The organism is Ruegeria sp. CK1 (assembly GCF_056536545.1).
In genome coordinates this window covers 152657-175945 of record NZ_JBQFPX010000006.1, presented here as the reverse complement: position 1 = coordinate 175945, position 23289 = coordinate 152657, and the positions used below count along the sequence as shown (strand labels likewise).

Here is a 23289-nt window from a genome sequence, read left to right as displayed (position 1 = left end):
TGGAATGCTCCGATCAGGCGTACTCAATACTCAGAATTTCATAGGACCGCACACCACCGGGTGTGCGTACCTCGACGCTGTCACCTTCGTCCTTGCCGATCAGGGCCCGGGCGATGGGGGATTTGATGTTCAGCAGTCCGTTTTCGATATTGGCTTCGTATTCGCCCACGATTTGCCAGGTCTTTTCTTCGTCGGTGTCTTCATCGACCAACGTGACCTTTGCACCGAACTTGATGGCACCTGACAACTTGGCAGGATCAATCACATCAGCCAGCGAAAGGATTCCTTCCAGCTCCTTGATGCGGCCTTCGATAAATCCCTGTTTTTCACGGGCTGAATGATACTCGGCATTTTCCTTCAGGTCACCTAATTCGCGGGCTGAGGCAATGGCCTCGATGATCGCTGGGCGCTCGACGGACTTCAGGTTCTTAAGTTCCGCCTCGAGCGCGGCATTGCCCGAAGGCGTCATCGGAATTTTTTCCATGTTCTTGTCGTCCACGCATAAAGTGATGCGCCCCGCCGCAGAAGGACAGCGTCGGGGCGATTTGTTGGGTCGTCAAATACCTGACCCAAATGAAGCGTGAAATGCAAGAGGGCTTGGCCGCGCAACGCGCGGATTACGGCTTAGTTGTAACTAATCACTTCGAATTCGATTCCGTTGTCATCGTTAAAATAGAACCGCTTGCCGGGTTCGTAATCCGCATGAGACTTTGGGGTGAATCCTGCATTGATCACCTTTTGTTCGATAGCGTCGATGTCTTCGACCAGAACGCCCACATGGTTAAGGCCGCCGACAATGTCATAACTGCTTTCAACAGATGGTTTCGGATCGCTGGGGGCATATAGCGCCAAGTAGGTATGCGCGCTGCCCACATGCACAGTGTATCCGCCCGCAATCGCGGGACCTTCCCAGCGAGTTTTCCAACCAAACACCTTTTGCATCCAAGCGGCGGAAGCCTTCGGGTCGCGGACAGTGAAATTGGTGTGTTCAAGCGTTGCCATCATGGGATCTCCTTTGTGATTTGAGGCTTGTCCCGACTCACAGTAATTTCTAAACCTAACTTTAGGTCAAGGTATAAATTGAAGGAAAATCATTGTGGTTTCAGAGGGGTTGGCAATCGGCGCATTGGCCCGGCGCACCGGATTGGCGGTTTCCGCAATTCGGTATTACGAAGCGCAGGGCCTGATCGCGCCATGGCGCAACGCAGGTGGGCAGCGGCGATACCAGCGCGCCGATATCCGGCGGCTGAGTTTTGTGATGATCGCGCAGCAATTTGGTCTATCCCTGCCCGAGATTCGTGAGGTGTTATCCGGCTTGCCGGGGAATCGAACGCCAACCCCTCAGGATTGGAAGAATATCAGCGTCGGCTTGCGCGCCCGTCTAGATCAGCGAATCGCCACATTGACGCGATTGCGCGACAATCTTGACGGTTGCATCGGATGCGGGTGCTTAAGTCTTGCGAAATGCGCGCTTTACAACCCAGATGACAGGGCCAAATTGCATGGCACTGGCCCCAGATATCTGATGGGAGACGCACCAGACACCTGAACTGCCGCAATGTGACTATGTTACGCCGTGTTTCGATTGACCAAGGTCTGCCCAAACAGGTAATCAGCCGTGAAACAAAATTGCGCCGAACGCACGAAGAAAGCGCCAATTCGGAAAGTTAGCTAGGGAGCCCGCGATGGCCGAAATTGAACGCGAAGCGATGGAATACGACGTGGTGATCGTGGGTGCAGGCCCCGCGGGCTTGTCGGCAGCCATCCGTCTGAAACAGCTTGATGCAGACCTGAACGTCGTTGTTTTGGAAAAAGGCTCTGAGGTGGGCGCGCATATCCTGTCGGGTGCGGTCCTGGACCCGTGTGGTTTGGATGCTCTGATTCCGGACTGGAAAGAAAAAGGCGCTCCGCTGAATACGCCAGTGCACGAAGACAACTTCTATATGCTGGGCGAGGCGGGCAAGGTTCGCATCCCCAACTGGCCTATGCCGCCGCTGATGAACAACCACGGCAACTACATCGTTTCCATGGGCAATGTCTGCCGTTGGATGGCTGAGCAGGCCGAGGAATTGGGCGTTGAAATCTTCCCGGGCATGGCCTGTTCCGAGCTGGTTTACGGTGAGAACGGCGAAGTCAAAGGCGTCGTTGCCGGTGTCTTTGGTCTTGAACCCGATGGATCCTACGGTCCGAACACTGAACCGGGTATGGAGCTGCACGGCAAATATGTCTTCCTGTCGGAAGGCGTGCGCGGCTCGCTGTCCAAGGAAGTCATCGCCAAATACGACCTTTCCGCCGGAAAGGAGCCGCAGAAATACGGCGTCGGCATGAAGGAGATCTGGGAGATCGATCCGGCCAAACACAAAGAAGGCTCGGTCACGCACACCATGGGCTGGCCACTGGGCAGCAACGCAGGTGGCGGATCTTTCATCTATCACCTTGAAAACAATCAGGTCTATGTCGGCTTTGTGGTTCACCTGAACTACAAGAACCCATACCTCTATCCCTACATGGAATTCCAGCGCTTTAAACACCATCCGATGGTGGCCGAGCTGCTCAAAGGTGGTAAGCGCGTGGCTTACGGTGCGCGCGCAATCACCGAAGGTGGTTATCAGTCGATGCCAAAGCTGGTCGCGCCGGGCGTGGCGCTGTTGGGGTGTTCGGCTGGCATGGTCAACGTGCCGCGTATCAAAGGCAACCACAACGCAATGCTGTCGGGTAAAGCCGCGGCCGAGGCCGCCTATGATGCCATCAAGGCCGAGCGCTCGGGCGACCAACTGTCCGCATATGAGGTCGAAGTTCGCGACGGTGCCATCGGCAGCGACCTGAAAAAAGTGCGCAACGTCAAACCGATCTGGTCGAAATACGGCCTCACCGCGTCTCTGATGCTTGGTGGTTTGGATATGTGGACCAATACGCTGGGCTTTTCGCTCTTTGGCACAGTTGGTCACGGTAAGAATGACGCGCAATCGACCGAAGAGGCCAGCAAGCATGAGCCCATCGACTATCCCAAACCGGATGGCACGCTGTCTTTTGATCGTCTGACAAACGTTTCGTTCGCGATGACCAACCATGAGGAAAGCCAGCCCTGCCATTTGAAGCTGGCCGATCCTGAAATCCCGGTCAAAGTGAACCTGCCCAAGTTTGACGAACCAGCGCAGCGCTATTGCCCGGCAGGGGTGTATGAGATGGTCGCGGATGAAGGCAATCCGCGCTTTGTGATCAACTTCCAGAACTGCGTCCACTGCAAGACCTGCGATATCAAGGATCCAAGCGAAAATATCACCTGGACCACGCCTCAGGGCGGGGATGGCCCGAACTATCCCAACATGTAAGCAAAAAACCGGGCACTGGCAGGGTCGTGAAGGCTCTGCCATTGCCTCTTGCCAACCAAAGCCCTAGCTTGTTTCGCAGAGCAAATTAACAGGGCAGGATTTTGGTGGCTTCTCTGGTTCGTCGTGCAGCACTGGCTGCGCTGTTCACTTCGTCAATTCTGGTTCCGGTCTACGCGGATACCGGCTCGGGATCGTATTTGGCTGGCCGTCAGGCGATTTATGAGAACGACTATACGGCAGCTGAGAAATATTACGCCAAGGCCCTGAAGGCTGATCCCGAAAATGCAACGTTGTTGGAAAGCGTTGTCGTTGCCCGCCTGTCTCTGGGAGAGGTGGAGCGTGCCTTGCCGATCGCGCAAGCGATTGACGACGCCGGTTTACCCAGCCAAGCGGCGCGAATGGTGATCTACGCCAATCTGGCCTCCGAAGGTGACTTAGAGGAACTGCTGAACCGCGACCCTGAAAATGAGGGCGTGGGCCCTTTGGTTGATGGGTTGATGCAAGGTTGGGCCTATATTGGCCAAGGTGCGATGACCAGCGCGATGGAGGCGTTTGACGAAGTTGCGACGCAGGATGGTTTGCGCGATTTTGCGTTGTATCACAAAGCACTGGCACTGGCCTCGGTCGGCGATTTCGAAGGAGCCGAAGAAGTTTTCACAGCGCATAATGGCGCTGTTGGCCGTTTTTCCCGCCGTGCAGCTTTGGCGCGGACCGAAGTTCTATCGCAGTTGGATCGCAATGAAGAAGCGCTGCAATTCGTCGAAGACGTATTCGCCGCGGGTAGCGATCCTTCTATTGAAGGCTATGTCGCACGCCTGACGGCTGGTGAGACTTTACCATTTACTCACGTGCAATCTGCCCAGGATGGCATGGCCGAGGTGTTCTTTTCGGTGGGTGCGGCGCTAAGCAACGAAGCGTCTCAGAACTATGTTCTGCTGTATGTCCGCACAGCTGTGTTCCTGCGCCCGGACCATGTGGATGCGATCTTGCTGAGCGCTGATCTTCTGGACGCGCTGGGACAATATGATCTGGCAGTGGATGCCTATCGCATGGTTCCCGCCAGCAGCAGCGACTACCACGCAGCCGAGTTGGGGCGGGCCGAAGTGCTAAGTCGTTCAGGTAAGAAGGGTGCGGCAGCTGAGGTATTGCAGACTCTGGCAACACAAAACCCGAATCTCCCTAGTGTTCATGTCGCGTTGGCAGACCTTCAACGCCAGGAAGAGGAATACAAGAGCGCGGTTGCTTCTTACGATCGCGCCATAGAGCTGACTGAGGGCAACTCTGACGGCAATTGGTTCCTGCACTATGCGAGGGGGATTTCGCATGAGCGGCTTAAACAATGGGATCAGGCCGAGGCTGATTTTCGCCGTGCGCTAGAGCTGAACCCGGATCAACCGCAGGTGCTGAACTATCTGGGGTATTCGCTTGTTGAACGGCGCGAGAAGCTGGACGAGGCGCTTGAGATGATTGAACGCGCGGTCGCCGCGCGACCTGAAAGTGGCTATATCGTGGACAGTCTGGGCTGGGTCTTGTTCCGTCTGGGTCGGTATGACGAAGCGGTTGAGCACATGGAACGCGCTGTCGAGTTGATGGCGGTCGATCCGGTTGTGAATGATCATCTTGGCGACGTTTACTGGGCTGTCGGGCGCGCGCGCGAGGCAGAGTTCCAATGGAAACGCGCCTTGTCCTTCATCGACCCCGAAGACACGGACGGTGAGGCTGATCCCGAGCGCATTCGTCGCAAGCTGGAAATCGGCCTGGACGCCGTGCTGGCTGAGGAAGGCGCGGAACCGCTAAAGGTTGCCAATGGCAATTGAGGCCTTCGCGCCCGCCAAGATAAATCTGACCCTACACGTGACCGGCCGACGGGCGGACGGCTATCACCTTTTGGATTCGTTGGTGGCGTTTGCAGATGTCGGTGACACGCTGAAATTTACACCCGGACTTGCGCTTTCAGTCTCTGTCACTGGTGAGCATGCAACGGGTGTGCCCACCGACAGCCGTAACTTGGTGTGGAAAGCGGCTGAAGCAGCGGGTTGGATCGGGCAGATCAGTCTGAACAAAGTGTTGCCCCACGGCGGTGGAATTGGTGGAGGTTCATCAGACGCCGCTGCAACCTTAAGGATGGCTGCGGCTCAGGGCGCGACAATCCAGCAAAACACCGCGCTGTCACTTGGTGCCGATGTGCCCGTATGCATGCTGGCGCGGTCTACTAGAATGCGCGGTATTGGCGAACAGCTGACCCCGGTCGCCTTACCCTCATTACCTGCTTTACTGGTCAATCCGGGTGTCGAAATCCCTACAGGGTCGGTGTTTTCAGCCTTGGACAGTCGAGAAAACACCCCAATGCCCGAGGATATTCCTGTATTTGCAACCCCCGAGGAGTGCGCTGTCTGGCTGAGGGAGCAACGCAACGATCTAGAGCTGCCGACAATGGGATTGGCATCCGGCGTGGCCCAAGTTCTTGAGGAATTGGCAGATACCAAAAACGTCCTGCTGGCTAGGATGTCAGGCTCAGGTTCAACCTGTTTTGCGATTTACCCAAGCATGAAAGACGCGCATTTCGCAGCTTATGAGATCGGCGCGGCCCACCCCAATTGGTGGTGCCGCGCTACGCAGCTTAATTGAGGCGCGAAACCACGTAGTCGGCCAGATCACGCAGCAGCGTGCGGATTTCGTGATCTGGGAGAGTGTCCAGCGCCGCTTTGGCCTTGGATGCCCAATTCAACGCGTCCAATCGTGTGGCTTCGAGGGTGCCGTATTTGTTCATCAGGCTAAGCGCGTGGTCCAGATCACCGTCTTCCTGACGGCCCCTGCCAATTGTACGCTCCCAAAATGCATGTTCTTCGGCAGTGGCTTGCGCGACCGCTTTGATCACAGGAAGGGTCAGCTTGCGCTCACGGAAGTCGTCACCGACATTCTTGCCGGTTGCCTTGCTATCACCTTGATAATCCAACAAATCATCAGCGATCTGGAAGGCGATCCCCAATGCGTCGCCGTAATCATACAGCGCGTTGACTTGTGCCTCTGATGCACCTGCAATGACACCACCGACCTCAGTTGCAGCCGAAAACAGGGCCGCAGTCTTACCGCGCACGACCTGCAGGTATATTGCCTCGTCCGTGCCAAGATCGGTGGCGGCAGTCATCTGCAGCACTTCACCTTCGGCAATGGTGGCCGAGGCATTTGCCAGAATGTCCAGAACACGCAGCGATCCAGTCTCAACCATCAATTGGAAACTGCGGGAAAACAGGTAATCACCAACGAGTACGCTGGATTTGTTGTCCCAAAGAAGGTTCGCGGTTGGTCGTCCGCGCCGTTGGGCGCTTTCGTCCACCACGTCGTCATGCAGTAGTGTCGCGGTATGGATGAACTCTACCGTTGCCGCCAAGCGCAGGTGGTGGTCTCCGGAATAATCGAACAAACGCGCTGCCGCCAATGTTAACATAGGGCGCAGGCGTTTACCGCCTGCCTCGACCAGATGTGCTGTAACTTCAGGAATGCGTGGCGCGTGTTCCGAGGCCATGCGCGTGCGGATTAGCTCATTTACCGCATCCATCTCGCCGGCAAGAAGCTCGGCTAGTCGCTCATGCGGTTTAGTAACCGTGTCGATATTCATCAAACTCCTGATACAAGGCTCGACTTTCAGCGTACCTTGCCCTTACATCCATCCCCATGAAAGAACTTTTGCGCAGCACCGATCCGACGATCCTAGCCTTTGCTTCAGCACTTCTTGAGGGTGAGGATATAGACTGCTTTCAAATGGACGTAAATATGAGCATCCTCGAAGGCGGTATCGGAATTTTCCCTCGTCGACTGATGGTTCGGGCAGACGACCTGATCCGTGCCGAACGGGTTATGCGCGACAATGACATCCCACTGGACCGATGAGCCTGTTTTCCGATAATGACCTAACCTGTAACGATTTTTTGGGTGGTCGGGTGCGTCTGTGGCAGCCCTGTTCGGGCTATCGTGCTGGGGTAGACCCGGTGCTGCTGGCAGCATCAATTCCGGCAACACGTGGTCACACCGTGCTCGAGCTGGGTTGCGGGGCCGGTGCAGCAATCCTATGCCTGATGACGCGAGTGCCGGGACTGCAAGCGGTTGGGGTTGAATTGCAGGCACCATATGCCGCATTGGCGCGTCGAAACGCGGCTGAGAACAACTTAGAACTGGACGTGGTCGAGGCCGATATCGGCGCCTTGCCAGCAGATCTGAAACAGCGCCAATTCGACCACGTGATTGCCAATCCGCCCTACTATCGTGCCGGCGCGCACAGCTCTGCGGCAGACAAAGGGCGCAGTGTTGCGTTAGGTGAGGTGACGCCACTTGATGTCTGGTTCGATACGGCTGCCAAGCGCCTCGCGCCTCGTGGCTACCTTCATATGATCCAAAGGGCTGATCGCCTGCCCGAGATGCTTGCAGCTTGCGTAGGGCGTCTGGGTTCGGTTGAAGTGCTGCCGCTGGCGGCTCGAGCCGGTCGAAGTGCAGAATTGGTGATTTTACGGGCCAAAAAGGGTGGAAAAGCAGCATTTCGACTGCATGCGCCGCTTATTTTGCACGCCGGGGATCGTCACGAAAAAGATGGTGACAGCTACACGACTCAGGTCTCGGCCGTGCTGCGCAAAGGTGCAGCGATCACCGATTTTTTCAGCCAATAGGCATTAACCAGCCGAATTTGTCGGATTTATTGCAGATTCTGTGCGTCTGCAGCGTGACAGGCTGGAAACGATGTGGTCAAATTCCTACGTGAAACTCAGACACCAACAAAGGAGTATCGCCATGAGCGTGAGCGCACATCTGACCGAACTGAAGAAAAAGCACGAAAATCTCGGTCTTGAAGTTGAACAAGCCCAACGCTCGCCAGGCATCGACGATCTCCATATAGCTCAACTCAAAAAGCAGAAGCTTCGGCTAAAAGAAGAGATCGAACGCCTGTCTAACTAGCGTCTGATACTGGCGCGTGCCGCAATTAACGCACCGCCTGTGATTAACACGGCCGCGATCGCCAAACCCCAAGACGGGGCGGCGATCCCGGCCAAAACCAAAGCCAGCGTAGACAACAAGGGTGCCGCATAGGACGCCGTGCCCAAGACCTGAATGTCGCCCTGCTTTACCCCGATATCCCAGACATAAAACGCCAGCCCTACAGGCCCCAACCCGAGTGCTAGGATTGAGGTCCAGCCAAAGGCGGTATTGGGCAAAACGGTGTCTTCAAGCGCCAGGTGCAATGCTGCTGACGCGACGGCCGTGGTAATGCAGAAAACGGAAACCGAGCTTGTCGGCGTATCCCCCAAGCGGCGGGATAGCACTGAATAGCCCGACCACGTTAGCGCGCATAACAGCGCCATCCCATAGCCCGGCAGATGTTCGGCCTGAAACCCAGTTTGACCACCGCCCGAGATGATCACGGTGGCGCCCGCAAAGCCCAGGCAGGCCCCGAAAAAATGCCCAATGCGCAGGTTTTCACCGGGCAGAAGTCCGGAAAACAACACAATCAGAAGCGGCCAGAGATAAGCGATCAATCCGGCCTCAGCCGCCGGGGCCATTCGTAGGGCCGAGAAATACAGGGCGTGATATCCGAATAAGCCAAGTGTTCCGAACAGGTACGTTGTCCAATGCACCGCGCGTAGTTGGCGCAGCCCGCCAGTGGACCATGTCCAGATCAGGCCCAAAGTACCCCCAATTGAGAAGCAGATTGCGTTCAACAACAAAGGAGGTGTCGGAGCCGAGCCGACTGTAAACAGCGCCAATAGAGACCACAGCAGAACGGCAATAAACCCGATCCCCGTCGCACGTGCTTTTGTCATGGGGTGGGGACCTCTTCCACCGGGATGATATTGAATTCGTCTGAGATATGCGCGGTCTTTTCAATCTCGGACACAAACCAGTCGCGAAACGCTGCAATTTGAGGTCGGTTTTCAGCCCCCGGCAGACATAAGAACCGGAACCGCCCTTTCGTTTCTATGGCGGTTTTGAATGGTGCGACAAGCCGACCCTCGCTTAAGTCTTTCAGGATCATTGCACGGCGGCCCAACACCACTCCGACACCAGCAACAGCGGCATCAATCGCATGGTCGGCATTGGAAAACCGCGCTCCGTGTTCGGGAGTGAAATCGACGCCCACCGCACGAAACCAGGTTGGCCAGTCACAGCGCGGGCGCAGGAACGCTATTGAATCGTCATGAATCAGAGGCGCATCCCGCAAGCTTTCCGGGGTTGCGAACTGCTCGGCTAGTTCGGGGGTCATCACCGGGGTCAGCCATTCCTTTCGTACCGGTAGTGAGTACAAACCCTCATCCGGGCCGTAGCCAAAGCGGATGGCTACGTCGACATCGTCGCGCTCCAAATCCATGTTCCGCAAAGTGGCCGAGAATTTCAGGTCAATCTCAGGGTGCGCCCGCGCAAATTCATACAGACGCGGTGCCAACCACTTGGCGGTCAACGCAGGCCCCGCCGTCACAGTCAGGCTGGTATCGTTGCCTTGTCGCCGGACGGCCTGCCACGCGGCCTGCAAGGCGGCGAACCCGTCCGCAGCGCCAGGGGCAAGGGCACGCCCAGCCTCGGTTAGCTCGACAGCCCGGTTTCGGCGGTGAAACAAAGGCCGCCCCAAGTGTTCCTCAAGAGATTTGATCTGAAAGGAAAGGGCCGCCGGTGTGACGTGAAGCTCCTCAGCTGCTTGGGCGAACGACATGTGCCGAGCTGCCGCATCAAAGGCGCGTAAAGCGGTCAAAGGAGGAAGGCTGGCGCTCATACGATCAAGAAAATCTTAACTGAAACCCGGAGAAAGCTCGTTTGTCAGCTTAAACCGTAATCGTCATACTTGAAACAAGTCAAACAAAACTGAATTGAAAGGATACTTGCCATGATTGAGGTTAGCACCAATCCCGCAACGGCCCGCGCCTTTCAGCGCGCGCATCTCGAACGGTCCCGTGCGATCAGTCTCGCCATCAAGTGGCTATTTGGTTTCCGCTGAACGCAGCGCGCGCGTTCTTACGGAATGAAAAGGGCCGGTCCAATTGGACCGGCCCGATCCGTTCTAGTCTTTCGATCAGACGAAGAACTGTGCTCCGTTAGCTGAGATTGTCGAGCCGTTGATGAACTGTGAATCGTCCGAAGCCAGGAAGGTTACGCAGCGCGCGATTTCCTCGGGTTCACCCAAACGACCGGCTGGAATCTGGCCGATGATGGATTCGCGTACCTTCTCCGGAACTGCCATGACCATTTCGGTCGCGATGTAGCCGGGGCAAATTGCGTTGGCAGTGATGCCTGCGCGGGCACCTTCGTGCGCCAGAGATTTGATGATTCCCAGATCGCCTGCTTTGGTCGCGGCATAGTTCACCTGGGCAAACTGGCCTTTCTGGCCATTGATCGAGCTGATGACGATCACACGGCCAAACTTCCGCTCGCGCATCCCTGGCCAAATGGGGTGAACGGTGTTGAACACACCGGTTAGGTTGGTGTCGATCACATCTTTCCATTGATCGGGTGTCATCTTGTGGAACGGCGCATCGCGGGTAATACCCGCATTGGCGACCACGACGTCGATCGGGCCAACTTCGGCTTCGACTTTTTCGATACCAGCTTTGGATTCGTCATAGTCGGCGACGTTCCATTTGTAGGTCGCGATACCGGTTTCCTCGGTGAATTTTGCGGCGGCTTCGTCATTGCCGGCGTAAGTGGCTGCAACATTGTATCCTTCGGCCTTGAGCGCCTTGGAAATTGCTGCGCCGATGCCGCGGGAACCGCCGGTGACGAGTGCTGTACGTGCCATTGAGGAATCCTCCAATTTAGTCTGACTTGGTAATTCTGTTACTCTGAGAGAGATTGTTGCGCAATATCGTTTCGTTTCCGTTTTTGTCTTTCTGTTCGGCGATATTGTCGCATCTAAGGTGTAATGCGCCATTGTAACAAAAAAGGGCGCCCAGTGGACGCCCTTTTCTATTTAGATGTCAACGCACTTAGTCGCGCTCCACGCACAGGGCGACGCCCATGCCGCCACCGATGCAGAGGGTCGCGAGACCTTTCTTCGCATCGCGGCGCTTCATTTCGAAAAGCAGCGTATTCAGAACGCGGCAGCCAGAGGCGCCGATCGGGTGACCGATGGCTATCGCGCCACCATTCACGTTCACAATTGACGGATCCCAGCCCATGTCCTTGTTCACGGCGCACGCCTGCGCAGCGAAGGCTTCGTTGGCTTCAACCAGTTCCAGATCGCCAGCCGACCAGCCAGCTTTCTCAAGCGCCTTGCGTGAGGCATAGATCGGGCCGACACCCATGATCGACGGGTCCAGACCAACGGTCGCAAAGGACGCGATGCGGGCCAGAGGCTCAATCCCGCGTTTTTCCGCGTTTTCAGCCGACATCAACAGAGTAGCGGCAGCACCATCGTTCAGACCGGATGCGTTGGCAGCGGTGACTGAGCCATCCTTGGTAAAGGCCGGGCGCAGTTTTGCCATCGCTTCCATGGTTGCGCCATGGCGGATGTATTCGTCGCTATCCATCACGATGTCGCCCTTGCGGGTTTTGATGGTGAAGGGGATGATCTCTTCAGCGAACTTACCAGCCTTCTGCGCGGCTTCGGCTTTATTTTGCGAAGCGACAGCGAACTCATCCTGCATCTCGCGGCTGATCTGCCATTGCTCGGCAACGTTCTCGGCGGTCTGGCCCATGTGATAACCGTTGAACGCATCCCAAAGGCCGTCGCGGATCATCGTGTCGATGTATTTCATGTCGCCCATCTTGTGACCGGCACGCAGCGACGCTGCATGGGGCGCAAGGGTCATGTTTTCTTGACCACCAGCGGCAACGATATCGGCATCGCCCAGTTGGATGTGCTGGGCACCCAAAGCAACCGCGCGCAGGCCCGAGCCGCACACTTGGTTGATGCCCCAGGCTGCGCTTTCTTTGGGCAGGCCAGCATTGATATGCGCCTGACGTGCCGGGTTTTGACCCTGAGCGGCCGTCAAAACCTGACCCATGATGGTTTCGCTAACCTCGCCCTTTTCAACGCCGGCGCGTTCGACGACGGCCTCTAGAACGGCGGCACCCAGGTCATGTGCGGGTGTGTTTGCAAACGAGCCGCCAAAACTGCCGACACCGGTGCGTGCTGCGGATGCGATTACTACGTTGGTCATTTAGACAATCCTTTACCATCAAGGTCCTGCGGGAACCCTAAAGGCGCAGATCGCAGAGGCAAGACCCCTGTGAACGAGAGCGCCTACTGATCCCCCGCTCCAACTGCACATGGCATAGCCTAACGCTGCAGTTGCAGCAACGGTCAGCTTGTCTCAGGGGTCGAAGGCGCAAGTTTTCTACGCTTAGCTGCCAGTTTGTCTGGTGTTTTTGCTTTTCCAAGGCGCCAAAACGGTGGGGGCGCCAAATAAAAAGCCCTGTAGGCAGTCGACTCCGTTGGCCACAAGAAAATCGGCGTCCTCTTGAGTCTCAACCGATTCGGCGGTGACCAAAATCTCGAATTCCCGTGCGACGGCCACCAGCGCCCGCACCAGCGCCTGATTGTCAGCGTTGTTACTGATGCCACGCACGAACTGCCCATCGATCTTGGCGGCGTCAAACAGAAATTCGCGAAAATGGCGGAAACTGAAATTACTGGCGCCAAAATCATCCAGCGCAAAAGCAATACCGCGCGGTTGCAGCCTGTCCATGAAGTCGATCACCAGTTCAGGCACTGTCATGGCCGAACTTTCCGAGATTTCAAGAATCAGGCGTTCGCCCAGATTGGCGTCCTTTTTTAGAAACCGCTCGAGCACTCGAGAGTAACGTGCGTACCCAATAGAGCGGGCTGACATGTTGATTGATAGCCGGATGTCGGGATTCCTGCTTAACGTTCTCAAACCCATTTCTAGGGCAACGCAATCCAAGTCGCGTCCAATGGGGGTGTTTTCCAACTGAGGCATGAAATCCCGCGCGGGGATGACCCGCCCAGTTTCGTCCAGAACCCGAATAAAACCTTCGTAGAACGCCACACCAAACGGGCTGTGGGCTTGCATGACCGGCTGAAAGGCCAGCTTACATTGCTTGTGCTTTACAGCTTCGCTGGCCATCTGGACCGTGGAATTATCTCGGGATGCGACGGCCGCATTTAGCGGGCTGTCGTCGCGTTCGGCAACGTCTTCCTGTTTTTTGTCCTGCATGTCCTAAACACGTCCCGTTACGTCGCCAATCGCGGGCCTAGTTCAGAGCAAACTTATGAATCTGTGGTTAAGAGGATAGAAAACGATTGCGTTTAGCGCGAAGTTTCCCAGATTCGACCTAAAGTAGCTGCACCGCCTATCACGGCACCCATAAAGCCAAGCGCTAGCATTACGAAACCCAGCGCGACTATTGAGGCGGATCCCCCGGCCAGAGCAGTCATCATGGCCAGAACCAGACCCAGCAAACCAAGTGCGGTTGATACTGTCGTCAAACGGGTCATGTCAGCCTCCGGTCGCTCGTTACGGATCACATCCGCTGGATATGGAATGTGAAAGCCGGCTTTCAAGGAAACGGGGTGTTGGATCGGCGGAATTAAGCCTGTTTTGCCTGTTTATTGAGCGTTGTGCCTTCGACTTGCTCGAATCCGGGCGTTCCGCGGTCTTCGGGATGCCGCGCGAGATGACGGGCTTTTATCTGTTCCGAGTTCTGGCGGCTTCCGTCATGGCTGTATCCCGGAGGTGCGAAGCAATAAGCCAGACGCTCGCGTGCTGTCAGCCCGGGTTGAGTTGCATCGCGCCAGATGCCGACCCATTCGTGAAAGGCCACGCGCAGCGGGTTGAATGTGCCGATGTTGTGGACCAGCCCATAGTCGACGCGGTCGTCTTCTTGTTCAGGTACGAAAGTGCCGAACATCTTGTCCCAGATAATGAAAACGCCCGCATAGTTACAATCCAGATAGCGCGCATTGCGGCCGTGATGGGCGCGGTGATGGCTGGGCGTGTTCATCACAGCCTCGAACCAGCGGGGCATCTTGCCTATGGCCTCGGTGTGGATCCAGAACTGGTAAATCAGGTTCAATCCGCCAACAAACAGAACCATCGCTGGATGAAACCCCAGCAGGATCAAGGGCGCACGCACTACCATCATGAATGTGAACGTGTAGGTCCAAGTCTGACGCAGCGCGGTCGTCAGGTTGTAATGCTGCGAACTGTGGTGGTTCACATGGCTGGCCCAGACCCAGCGGATGCGATGCCCGAACCGATGAACCCAGTAGTAACGGAGATCATCTAAAACAAAGCACAGGATGATCACCGGGATCGAGGTGCCAAGGTTCAGCGGGGTGATCTGCCACAGCCACATGAAAAACCCATAGGCGATGAAGCCCAGCAAAAGACCAGAAGCTATGTTGCCCGCACCCATGATCAGTGAGGTCACGGCATCCCGTGTCTCATACCGTCCACCCTTGCCCTTGAAGGCGATCCAAATGAACTCGGCCAGTATTGCGGCAATGAAAAAGGGGACAGCCCATTGCACGGCGTCAGGAAAGCTTACGTGGTCGGTCATGCGGGATCCATCAAATGTTGCCAATGGGGGCGCTCAAAATCATCAAGGCGAACAAGCACGGAAGGGGTGCCAAAGTCGTGGAACTGAATTTCGAACCCCTCGGGATGATCGATCCAATCGAAATCCAATAGATGACGGGCCACAGTGTCCGCCCCAAATGACCACAGCAGGCCATTTCCAGTTTCAGTTCGGATCAATGCCGAGCGTCTGTCATGCGCAATCGTGACGTCAATGATGGTGTCATCGGGCGCATGGCGCAGCCATTCGGATCGGGCTGTTTCGGGCGTCAGTTCGCGGACGCGCGACCGCCCGGACAAATGCAGCATCACCGTTATACCGACGATACCTACGACGACCAGAACCAGCAGTACTTCAAGCGCCATGCTATCCTCCCTCCCAAACAGTGCAGAGGGGGTTCGAAGCTGTCAAAGGTAGCGTGGCGTCAGCCTGCTTCGAGCGTATCCAGAATCTCGTGTTGTACGACACGTTCTACAAACGGCATCATGCCGTCTGGGCCCGAAGCTCGGTCTTTCAGGTGAATACAGATGTCGGGCCTGCGTGCCGCGATAATCCCTACCATCTCACCGCGCACCCTGTCGTCCAGGCCTGCACCCATGATGGCACAGACAATGCGAGGTTCAGCATCAAGCTGCCGCCTAACCTCATCCTGATCGTGGGCGCCCAGCCATTGGATGGGCATGTGATCCAAACGCTGCGCCACGTCGCCAATAACATTCGGCAAGCGACCAATTAGCAGAACCACAGGTTTCATTGTCGCCTCCATTTCGATTGTCACATTTGATGCGCCTCCGTCCAAAACGGCGGCAACTATAGCCTAACACGGAAATGAGGATCGCGCCGCTACTGCTATTGCAGCGTGTAGGTCGTCGAGCTGCCCTTACCCTTTTCGCGAGTCATTTTGGCCGTATTTCCATCGACTTCGAAGACCTGACAATCGGTCCCAAGCGCCTTTCCGTCCAAAACTCCGTTCCGGCAAAAAAACCTTTTGTTCCAAACCCATGTTCCGCTGAACTTCTTGCCGCTGGTCAGCTTGGCTGAAATCGTACCGTCCGCATTCGCGACAAACACATTGCCTTGCTCGTCAACAAGCTTCTTGCCAACGAGTTCCTGATTGAACTGATCTGCTGTTTTGACACGTTTGAAGTCAGCCTGCGCCGCTCCCGCGGCCATCAAAATGCCAGCCAAAACTGTAACCTGAAATATCGCTTTCATGACTACCCCCTAACCAATGAGGTCAAAAGGATAGCACGATTCGGGTCTTGGCGCCGATTCAGCTGTCGGCACTCACCAGAGCAGCGATAATTGCCTTGGCGCTGTCCGAATTCCACTCAGCGTCACCAATCAGGCGGGCGATCTCGTTCCCGTCGGGGTCCAGGATCACAGTAATAGGCAGAGCAACAACACCCATCTGGCGTGCAACGGCGGATTTGGGATCCTGGTGACGGGGCAAATTTTCGATGTCGTTCTCTGCAAAGAACTTTTTGATCCCGGCAGGAGAGTTCCGTCCCGTGGCCAGTGTCAGAACCTCGAACTTGTCGCCGCCGAATTCTTCCTGCAACTCGGCGATCTGTGGCATTTCCTTTCTGCACGGCGCGCACCACGTGGCCCAGAAGTTCAGCAGCACGTATTTGCCTTTGTAGTCCTCAAGCGTCGCGGTGCCGCCGTCATCCTCAAGCTGGAATTCCACCGCTTCGACGGATTTCGGTTCCTTATGCAGGATCAGCCGCTTCAGGGTGCCTTCGCGCAGCGGACCCAGAGTTTCCGCATCCGTAGCCAAAGCCGCGTTTGCACCCAGCGCTAGGGCCATATAAAGGGGGATCAGACGAAATAGGCGCATATCAACTCCGGGTTTTCTTACATGACCGATCAATCCTCGAACCAGATGTGGGGCGGCCGCTTTGCCGCCGGTCCAGACGCGATCATGGAGGCAATCAATGCCTCGATCGGGTTCGATCAGCGGATGGCAGCCCAAGACATTGCAGGCTCGCGCGCCCATGCCGCCATGTTGGCTGCCACAGGCGTGATAAGTGATAGTGACGCGCAGGCCATTCGGGAAGGGCTGCTCACTGTTTTGTCAGAAATTCAAAACGGGGAATTTCAGTTCTCGACCGCGCTGGAAGACATCCACATGAACGTCGAAGCGCGCCTGAAAGAGGTAATTGGTGAGCCCGCAGGCCGTTTGCACACCGGTCGGTCGCGCAATGATCAGGTGGCGACTGATTTCAAACTGTGGGTGCGCGACCAATTGGACGCGGCAGAAACTGGACTTTTGGCCCTGATCCGCGCGCTTTTGGCGCAGGCAAAGGCTGGGGCTGATTGGGTCATGCCCGGTTTCACCCATCTGCAAACAGCACAGCCGGTGACATGGGGCCATCATATGATGGCTTACGTTGAGATGTTCGGGCGTGACCTGTCGAGAGTGCGTGACGCTCGTGCCCGGATGAATGAATCCCCCCTGGGTGCTGCCGCGCTGGCGGGTACATCATTCCCAATCGATCGTCAGATGACGGCCGAAGCGCTGGGCTTTGACCGCCCTGCCGCCAACTCTCTGGACGCTGTCAGCGACCGAGATTTCGCTTTGGAGTTCCTGTCGACCGCCTCAATCTGCGCGATTCATCTGTCGCGTTTCTCAGAAGAACTGGTGATCTGGTCTTCGGCTCAGTTCCGCTTTGTCACGCTCTCGGATCGCTTTTCGACTGGTTCGTCGATCATGCCTCAGAAGAAAAACCCTGATGCCGCAGAGCTGATCCGCGCCAAGGTCGGTCGCATCTATGGCGCCAACACTGCGCTGATGATGGTGATGAAGGGCTTGCCGCTTACCTATTCCAAAGACATGCAAGAAGACAAAGAGCAAGTTTTTGACGCCGCAGACAACTTGATGCTGGCGCTGGCCGCGATGGAAGGCATGGTCAAGGACATGACCGCCAACCGCGAAAGCCTGGCCGCTGCCGCAGGGTCGGGTTTCTCGACTGCAACAGATTTGGCCGACTGGCTGGTGCGGGTGCTGGGGCTTCCATTCCGCGATGCGCACCATGTAACTGGATCATTGGTGGCCATGGCCGAAAACAAGGGCTGTGACCTGCCTGACTTGACGTTGGAAGACATGCAATCGGTTCATGCCGATATCACGAATGATGTCTATTCTGTCCTCACCGTCGAAAATTCTGTAAACTCGCGCCAGTCCTATGGTGGCACTGCACCTGATCAGGTGCGTGCTCAGATCAAGCGCTGGGAGGCGTTGGTGTGATGCGGATACTTCGCATGGTGTTACTGATTTCCGTCGGGATTGCCCTGGCCGGTTGCGGCGCAGATGGGGAACCTGTGCAACCCACGATGAGCGCCAATATAGGCGTCGGCAGTAGCGGAACTCATATCGGCGGCGGCGTTGGTTTACGACGTGGCGGTTTGGGAATTTATTTGGGTCGCTGACGCGCGGCATAGTATTTCGTTCTCATCGCACCTATGTGCAATCAATGAATGGCCACGCGCCACCACCCCTTTAAGTAAAAAGAAACAATGAGAATCTTTGGCCTGTTCTTGACCCTTGCCGTGCTTGCGGCCTGCGATCCTTCGTACAAACCCCGTCCTGAACCAGAAACCAATTCGGGTGGATCGGGCATCTCGATTTCGGGCTACGGGCGGGTTGGCGTGTCGACGACCAAGTGACGGAACGCCGCCAAATGCGCGGAATCCATTGATCCACCCGGCGGTTTTGGTCTAAGCGCGCAATCATGGATCACTTTCTTTACCGCGACGGCGCGCTTTACGCCGAGGATGTCCCGATCTCCGAAATCGCTGCTGCGGTCGGGACGCCTTTCTACGTCTACTCGACCGCGACCTTGCTGCGGCATTTCCGGCTGTTTGATGACGCGCTGGAAGGAACCGATCACCTTGTCTGCTATGCGATGAAGGCGGCTAGCAATCAGGCAATCTTGAAGACGCTGGCACAAGCTGGCGCTGGCATGGATGTTGTATCGGGCGGAGAGTATCTGCGCGCCAAAGCTGCAGGTGTACCTGGTGAAAAGATCGTTTTCTCGGGTGTCGGAAAAACAGCGGATGAGATCCGTACTGCGCTGACCGGCGGACTCCGCCAGTTTAATGTGGAATCCGAGCCCGAGATGGAAGTGATCAACGCCGTCGCGATGGAATTGGGTGTGGTCGCGCCAATCACCGTTCGAGTAAACCCGGATGTTGACGCCAAAACCCACGCCAAGATCGCCACCGGAAAATCCGAGAACAAATTTGGCATTCCCATTGCCCGCGCATCCGAGGTGTACGCTCATGCCGCGTCCCTACCGGGACTCGAGGTGATCGGGATCGACGTCCATATCGGCTCGCAATTGACCGAGCTGGAACCGTTCGAGTTGGCGTATACTAAGGTCGCCGAACTGACCGAACAACTGCGCGCAGAGGGTCACAATATTCGCCGCCTAGATCTGGGTGGCGGGTTGGGCATTCCCTACACCCGTGCCAATGACGCGCCGCCACTTCCGGTTGAGTACGGCGCGTTGATCAAGAAAACGCTTGGGCATCTGGATTGTGAGATCGAAATCGAACCCGGTCGCTTGATCGCCGGCAACGCCGGCCTGATGGTCAGCAAGGTGATTTATGTGAAATCGGGCGAAGGTCGCGATTTCCTGATCCTTGACGGTGCAATGAACGACCTGATCCGTCCGGCGATGTACGAGGCGTATCACGATATTGTCGCGGTGCGTGAGCCCGCGCCTGGGATTGAGCAGCAACCTTATGACATTGTCGGCCCTGTCTGCGAATCCGGTGATACCTTTGCCAAACAACGCAACATGCCGCCGCTTGCGCCGGGTGATCTTGTCGCCTTCCGCAGCGCAGGGGCCTATGGTGCGGTAATGTCCAGTGAGTACAACACGCGCCCCCTGATACCCGAGGTTCTGGTGCATGGGGATCAATTCGCTGTAATTCGTGAACGTCCAAGCTTTGACGAAATCATAAACCGCGATACCATACCAGAATGGCTCTGATACGATGACCGTGTGGGCCTGTTCAGGAGGCCCGCCTTGACCGCAAGACAGAAGCTGCCGATTCCAAAACTGTCACTGTGGCTGACGCACGCAGGGATGCTGGCTGAGCAGGGATTACGCGCGTTCTGGCCCTTTTTCTCGATAACAATGGCAATTCTGGCTGCTTTGATGCTGGGTTTGCAGGATTTTGTACGGGTCGAAGTCGTTTGGGTTGTGGGCGCTGTGGCGCTTATGGGTCTGACTGCATCGCTTGTCTGGGGTATTCGGCGATTCCACTGGCCCAGTCGGACCGAGGCTTTGATGAGGTTGGACGAATCTCTGCCGGGGCGTCCGATTCAGGCGTTGGTGGACGATCAGGCCATAGGTGCGATGGATGCGGACTCGGTGGCACTATGGCGCGCGCATCAAACCCGCATGGCGCAACGGGCTTCGCAGGCGGAACCGGTCAGACCTGATTTAAGGTTGGCGGACCGCGACCCCTATGCATTGCGATATTCCGCTTTGCTGGCGCTGGTTATTGCAGTCTTGTTTGGTTCATTCTGGCGCATTGGCTCGGTAGCTGAAATGACGCCCGGAGCGGCCGTGGCCGGGCAGGGACCAAGTTGGGAAGGCTGGGTGGAACCTCCTCGCTATACGGGGTTGCCAACGCTCTATCTGGCAGATCAATCGGACCCGGTATTGTCAGTACCTCAAGGCAGCCGGGTCACCTTGCGGTTCTACGGTGAGGTGGGTTCCCATAGTTTGACCGAAACAACCTCGCCGCTCGGTACTCAAGATGCGACTGAACCGGAACAGGATTTTGTTGCCGAACGTTCCGGGCAATTGGTAATCGATGGACCTGCAGGCCGAGATTGGTCATTGAACATCATTGCAGACACGCCGCCGCAAGTTGCCGTGGCCGCGCAAGCGGAAACCGAGGCCGGCGGTCAAATGAAACTGCCGTTCGACGCCAGCGATGATTACGGCGTTGTTTCCGGCGCTGCTGTGGTTGAATTGGATTTGCCTGCCGTTGACCGCCGCTATGGTCTGACTACGGAACCGGAACCGCGTGAGGTGATCCAAGTTGAATTGCCTATGCCGATCGCTGGAGATCGGGCTGATTTCACCGAAGACCTGATCGAAGATTTTTCTCAGCATCCATGGGCGCATTTGCCGGTTAAAATTACTTTGATGGCAAAAGATGCAGCGGATCAGGAAACCCAGTCCGAGGCCTATGCGACCAAACTACCAGCCCGGCGGTTCTTTGACCCGCTGGCAGCGGCAGTTATCGAACAGCGGCGCGACCTGCTCTGGACACGTGAAAACGCACCGAGGGTGGCGCAGATTTTGCGGGCGGTTTCGCACATGCCCGAAGACGTTTTCCGCTCGGACACAGCATACCTGCGCCTGCGCGTGACCCTCCGCCGGTTAGAGGCGTTTACCGACTATGGGCTGACCCAGAAACAGCAGGAAGAAATTGCGCAGGCATTGTGGGATTTGGCCGTCATCATCGAAGAAGGCACGTTGGCCGATGCATTGGAGCGTATGCGCAGGGCACAGGAACGCCTGACCGAAGCGATGAAAAACGGTGCCACCGATGAAGAGATTGCCGAGCTGATGCAAGAGTTGCGCGAAGCGACGCAGGATTACATGCGCCAACTTCAGAGACTGGCACAAGAAAACGGTGAGTTTGACGAAAACCAACAGGGCCAAAACGGCGAATCCATGCAGATGACGCAGGACGATCTGCAGCGGATGATGGACCGAATTCAGGAACTGATGGAACAAGGCCGCATGGCCGAAGCGCAGCAGGCACTGGAAGAATTCCAGCAGATGATGGAGAACATGCGCGTCACTCAGGGCCAAGGCCAGGGTCAACAGTCCGAGGGCCAGCAGGCTATGGAAGGGTTGGCCGAAACGCTGCGCGAACAGCAGGGTCTAAGTGATCAGGCGTTCCGCGACCTGCAGGAACAGTTCAACCCTGGCGCCCAAGCTGGTGAAAGCCAGGGCAATGAAGGTCGCAATGGCGGTTTGGGCCGCGGCCAGAGCCACGAGGGTCAAGGCGGTCAGGGTCAGGGCAATGACCAAGCAGACGGTGGCAGCGAACAGGGGCAGGGCTCGTTGGCTGATCGTCAGCAGGCGCTGCGTGATGAACTGGGACGTCAGCAACAAAACCTGCCCGGTGCCGGAACGCCCGAGGGTGAAGCCGCGCGCGATGCGTTGGGTCGCGCAGGTCGTGCGATGGACGAGGCCGAAGACGCTCTGCGAGGCGATGATTTGGCCGAAGCGATCGACCGCCAGTCCGAAGCGATGGAAGCGCTGCGTGAGGGCATGCGGTCTTTGGGTGAAGCATTGGCTCAGAACCAGCAAAATCAGCCGGGTCAGGGTTCGCAAGACGGCGATATGCAGGCCACTAGTCGTGATCCTTTGGGCCGTAGTCCGGGTGCAAACGGAACGATTTCGACCGATGACAATCTGTTGCAGGGCGAGGACGTTTATCGGCGTGCGCGTGAGTTGCTGGACGAGATCCGCCGCCGTACTGGCGAGACGGACCGCCCCCAGATCGAACTGGAATACCTTAAGCGTCTATTGGAGCGGTTCTAGCCCAGCCTGAAGACAGTTCAATTCTGTGATGCACCCGATGCCTGCGTTTCAAGCCAGATCCGAGCTTGATCGACCAAAGAGACGTAAGGTGTCAGGATTGGCTCAGCTTGCGGTACCGCCTCAGTGATTTTCTGTGCATTGCTGTAGACCAGAAGCAGGATGATGCCCACAATCAAGATCAACGCAAATCCGCGCATGAACCCACCACCCGATTTGCGCGGAGTAAGATCCTCGACCTCGGGTTTTGTCGTGGTTTCGTCGCTACGCAAGCTGGAATTGATCGCCTCGACATCCGGTAGGACGTCCTTTTGACCTGCATCCGCCGCGCTTTCGGACGCGGTCAGTTCTTTGACCGCGCGTTCGGTTTCGGTATCGGGTTCAGGATCAGGTGGGGCATCCAGCGCCAGATCGGTCTGGACTTCAAGGCTGCCGCCTTCTTTGGCACGCAAATCTGCCTCTCGGGCTGCTTCTTCCTTGAGAATGCTAGCAACCGCTGGATCGATGTTTTTGCCAGTATCTTGTGGTTCGGGCTCTGGTGTAGGGTCCGTTGACACTTCGGGCGTCGGGGCAGGTGTTTCTGGAACAACTTCCGGTTCGGGTTCAACGGCAGGTTCAGGGGCTGGCGTTTCCTCAACAACTGGTTCAGCGGCCTTTTCGGTCGGCTGATCCGGATGCTTGGCTTGAAACCAGGTTTTCTCGCAATTTGAACACTGAACGTCGCGGCCTTCTTCGGGAATGACTTCGTCCGGCACTTCGTATTGAGCACCACAATTCGGACACGTAAGACGCATGCTGCCTCCTGGTCGGGACCTTGGCCCGATAATAGTTTTTTCGGGGATGATATTCCGTTAAGACCT

Annotated in this window: 27 protein-coding genes; 12 read left to right on the top strand and 15 right to left on the bottom strand. The window is 56.5% G+C overall.

The features are described 5' to 3' along the window. Nucleotides 1-13 precede the first annotated feature (13 nt). Both greA and ACR0L3_RS15090 read right to left on the bottom strand, forming a co-directional pair. On the bottom strand, nt 14-484 hold the full coding sequence (greA, locus tag ACR0L3_RS15095; RefSeq protein ID WP_480746586.1) for a transcription elongation factor GreA: 471 nt from the start codon (nt 482-484) through the stop codon (nt 14-16). A 140-nt stretch (nt 485-624) separates the two neighbouring features. Then, entirely contained in the window at nt 625-1005 is a 381-nt protein-coding gene (locus ACR0L3_RS15090) for a VOC family protein (RefSeq protein ID WP_480746585.1), read from the bottom strand. An 88-nt stretch (nt 1006-1093) separates the two neighbouring features. On the opposite strand from ACR0L3_RS15090, the gene soxR reads away from it, so the two are divergent. The 4 genes from soxR (at nt 1094) to ACR0L3_RS15070 (ending at nt 5960) form a co-directional block, all read left to right on the top strand. Then, entirely contained in the window at nt 1094-1549 is a 456-nt protein-coding gene (gene soxR, locus ACR0L3_RS15085) for a redox-sensitive transcriptional activator SoxR (protein ID WP_480746690.1), read from the top strand. A 136-nt stretch (nt 1550-1685) separates the two neighbouring features. Beyond that, nucleotides 1686-3332, top strand: coding sequence for an electron transfer flavoprotein-ubiquinone oxidoreductase (locus ACR0L3_RS15080; protein ID WP_480746584.1), 1647 nt, complete (start codon nt 1686-1688; stop codon nt 3330-3332). A gap of 101 nt (nt 3333-3433) precedes the next feature. Next, on the top strand, nt 3434-5149 hold the full coding sequence (locus ACR0L3_RS15075; RefSeq protein WP_480746583.1) for a tetratricopeptide repeat protein: 1716 nt from the start codon (nt 3434-3436) through the stop codon (nt 5147-5149). Further along, complete coding sequence (locus tag ACR0L3_RS15070) at nt 5139-5960, top strand: 4-(cytidine 5'-diphospho)-2-C-methyl-D-erythritol kinase (RefSeq protein ID WP_480746582.1); 822 nt, start codon at nt 5139-5141, stop codon at nt 5958-5960. The genes ACR0L3_RS15075 and ACR0L3_RS15070 overlap by 11 nt, the downstream gene beginning before the upstream one ends. Here the strand turns inward: ACR0L3_RS15070 and ACR0L3_RS15065 are convergent. Next, a complete protein-coding gene (locus ACR0L3_RS15065; RefSeq protein WP_480746581.1) occupies nt 5953-6951 on the bottom strand; it encodes a polyprenyl synthetase family protein in 999 nt (332 codons plus the stop codon). The two genes, ACR0L3_RS15070 and ACR0L3_RS15065, sit on opposite strands and share 8 nt — an antisense overlap. A gap of 56 nt (nt 6952-7007) precedes the next feature. Between ACR0L3_RS15065 and ACR0L3_RS15060 the strand changes: the two genes are divergently transcribed. The 3 genes from ACR0L3_RS15060 to ACR0L3_RS15050 all read left to right on the top strand — a co-directional run bounded on the left by ACR0L3_RS15060 (nt 7008) and on the right by ACR0L3_RS15050 (nt 8279). Continuing rightward, a complete protein-coding gene (locus ACR0L3_RS15060; RefSeq protein ID WP_480746580.1) occupies nt 7008-7223 on the top strand; it encodes a putative signal transducing protein in 216 nt (71 codons plus the stop codon). Beyond that, nucleotides 7220-7993: a tRNA1(Val) (adenine(37)-N6)-methyltransferase gene (locus tag ACR0L3_RS15055; protein WP_480746579.1), complete on the top strand. Its 774-nt coding sequence runs from the start codon at nt 7220-7222 to the stop codon at nt 7991-7993. Before ACR0L3_RS15060 ends, ACR0L3_RS15055 begins: the two co-directional genes overlap by 4 nt. Nucleotides 7994-8114: 121 nt before the next feature. Continuing rightward, complete coding sequence (locus ACR0L3_RS15050) at nt 8115-8279, top strand: YdcH family protein (protein ID WP_170385717.1); 165 nt, start codon at nt 8115-8117, stop codon at nt 8277-8279. On the opposite strand, the gene yddG is transcribed toward ACR0L3_RS15050, so the two are convergent. The 11 genes from yddG to ACR0L3_RS14995 form a co-directional block, all read right to left on the bottom strand. Further along, nucleotides 8276-9142, bottom strand: coding sequence for an aromatic amino acid exporter YddG (yddG, locus tag ACR0L3_RS15045; RefSeq protein ID WP_480746578.1), 867 nt, complete (start codon nt 9140-9142; stop codon nt 8276-8278). The two genes, ACR0L3_RS15050 and yddG, sit on opposite strands and share 4 nt — an antisense overlap. Then, on the bottom strand, nt 9139-10086 hold the full coding sequence (locus ACR0L3_RS15040; protein WP_480746577.1) for a transcriptional regulator GcvA: 948 nt from the start codon (nt 10084-10086) through the stop codon (nt 9139-9141). The genes yddG and ACR0L3_RS15040 overlap by 4 nt, the downstream gene beginning before the upstream one ends. 297 nt (nt 10087-10383) lie before the next feature. Beyond that, the gene (phbB, locus tag ACR0L3_RS15035) at nt 10384-11106 is read right to left on the bottom strand and encodes an acetoacetyl-CoA reductase (RefSeq protein WP_480746576.1); all 723 of its coding nucleotides are present in this window, start codon (nt 11104-11106) and stop codon (nt 10384-10386) included. A gap of 187 nt (nt 11107-11293) precedes the next feature. After that, nucleotides 11294-12469 carry an acetyl-CoA C-acetyltransferase gene (locus ACR0L3_RS15030; RefSeq protein ID WP_480746575.1) on the bottom strand — a complete coding sequence of 392 codons (1176 nt, stop codon included), beginning with the start codon at nt 12467-12469 and terminating at the stop codon, nt 11294-11296. A gap of 183 nt (nt 12470-12652) precedes the next feature. After that, nucleotides 12653-13486 carry an EAL domain-containing protein gene (locus tag ACR0L3_RS15025; protein ID WP_480746574.1) on the bottom strand — a complete coding sequence of 278 codons (834 nt, stop codon included), beginning with the start codon at nt 13484-13486 and terminating at the stop codon, nt 12653-12655. A 92-nt stretch (nt 13487-13578) separates the two neighbouring features. Then, nucleotides 13579-13767 (bottom strand): hypothetical protein, encoded by a 189-nt coding sequence (locus ACR0L3_RS15020; protein ID WP_480746573.1) that lies wholly within the window; start codon nt 13765-13767, stop codon nt 13579-13581. 92 nt (nt 13768-13859) lie between these two features. Next, nucleotides 13860-14831 (bottom strand): sterol desaturase family protein, encoded by a 972-nt coding sequence (locus ACR0L3_RS15015; protein ID WP_480746572.1) that lies wholly within the window; start codon nt 14829-14831, stop codon nt 13860-13862. Beyond that, nucleotides 14828-15214 (bottom strand): hypothetical protein, encoded by a 387-nt coding sequence (locus tag ACR0L3_RS15010; protein ID WP_480746571.1) that lies wholly within the window; start codon nt 15212-15214, stop codon nt 14828-14830. Before ACR0L3_RS15010 ends, ACR0L3_RS15015 begins: the two co-directional genes overlap by 4 nt. 59 nt (nt 15215-15273) lie before the next feature. Beyond that, nucleotides 15274-15603, bottom strand: coding sequence for a hypothetical protein (locus tag ACR0L3_RS15005; RefSeq protein WP_480746570.1), 330 nt, complete (start codon nt 15601-15603; stop codon nt 15274-15276). A gap of 95 nt (nt 15604-15698) precedes the next feature. Beyond that, a complete protein-coding gene (locus ACR0L3_RS15000) occupies nt 15699-16064 on the bottom strand; it encodes a hypothetical protein (RefSeq protein WP_480746569.1) in 366 nt (121 codons plus the stop codon). A gap of 58 nt (nt 16065-16122) precedes the next feature. Continuing rightward, nucleotides 16123-16689, bottom strand: coding sequence for a TlpA disulfide reductase family protein (locus tag ACR0L3_RS14995; protein WP_480746568.1), 567 nt, complete (start codon nt 16687-16689; stop codon nt 16123-16125). Between the two features lie 21 nt (nt 16690-16710). Here ACR0L3_RS14995 and argH point away from each other — a divergent pair, with 21 nt between their 5' ends. The 5 genes from argH to ACR0L3_RS14970 all read left to right on the top strand — a co-directional run bounded on the left by argH (nt 16711) and on the right by ACR0L3_RS14970 (nt 22432). After that, nucleotides 16711-18099: an argininosuccinate lyase gene (argH, locus tag ACR0L3_RS14990; RefSeq protein ID WP_480746567.1), complete on the top strand. Its 1389-nt coding sequence runs from the start codon at nt 16711-16713 to the stop codon at nt 18097-18099. Beyond that, complete coding sequence (locus ACR0L3_RS14985) at nt 18099-18281, top strand: argininosuccinate lyase (RefSeq protein ID WP_480746689.1); 183 nt, start codon at nt 18099-18101, stop codon at nt 18279-18281. The genes argH and ACR0L3_RS14985 overlap by 1 nt, the downstream gene beginning before the upstream one ends. An 87-nt stretch (nt 18282-18368) precedes the next feature. Continuing rightward, entirely contained in the window at nt 18369-18518 is a 150-nt protein-coding gene (locus ACR0L3_RS14980) for a hypothetical protein (protein WP_480746566.1), read from the top strand. A gap of 65 nt (nt 18519-18583) precedes the next feature. Next, complete coding sequence (lysA, locus tag ACR0L3_RS14975) at nt 18584-19849, top strand: diaminopimelate decarboxylase (RefSeq protein WP_480746565.1); 1266 nt, start codon at nt 18584-18586, stop codon at nt 19847-19849. Nucleotides 19850-19885: 36 nt separating this feature from the next. Further along, the gene (locus ACR0L3_RS14970; protein ID WP_480746564.1) at nt 19886-22432 is read left to right on the top strand and encodes a TIGR02302 family protein; all 2547 of its coding nucleotides are present in this window, start codon (nt 19886-19888) and stop codon (nt 22430-22432) included. Nucleotides 22433-22449: 17 nt separating this feature from the next. Here ACR0L3_RS14970 and ACR0L3_RS14965 read toward each other — a convergent pair whose 3' ends face one another. Continuing rightward, nucleotides 22450-23223, bottom strand: coding sequence for a zinc-ribbon domain-containing protein (locus tag ACR0L3_RS14965; RefSeq protein WP_480746563.1), 774 nt, complete (start codon nt 23221-23223; stop codon nt 22450-22452). Nucleotides 23224-23289 lie beyond the last annotated feature (66 nt).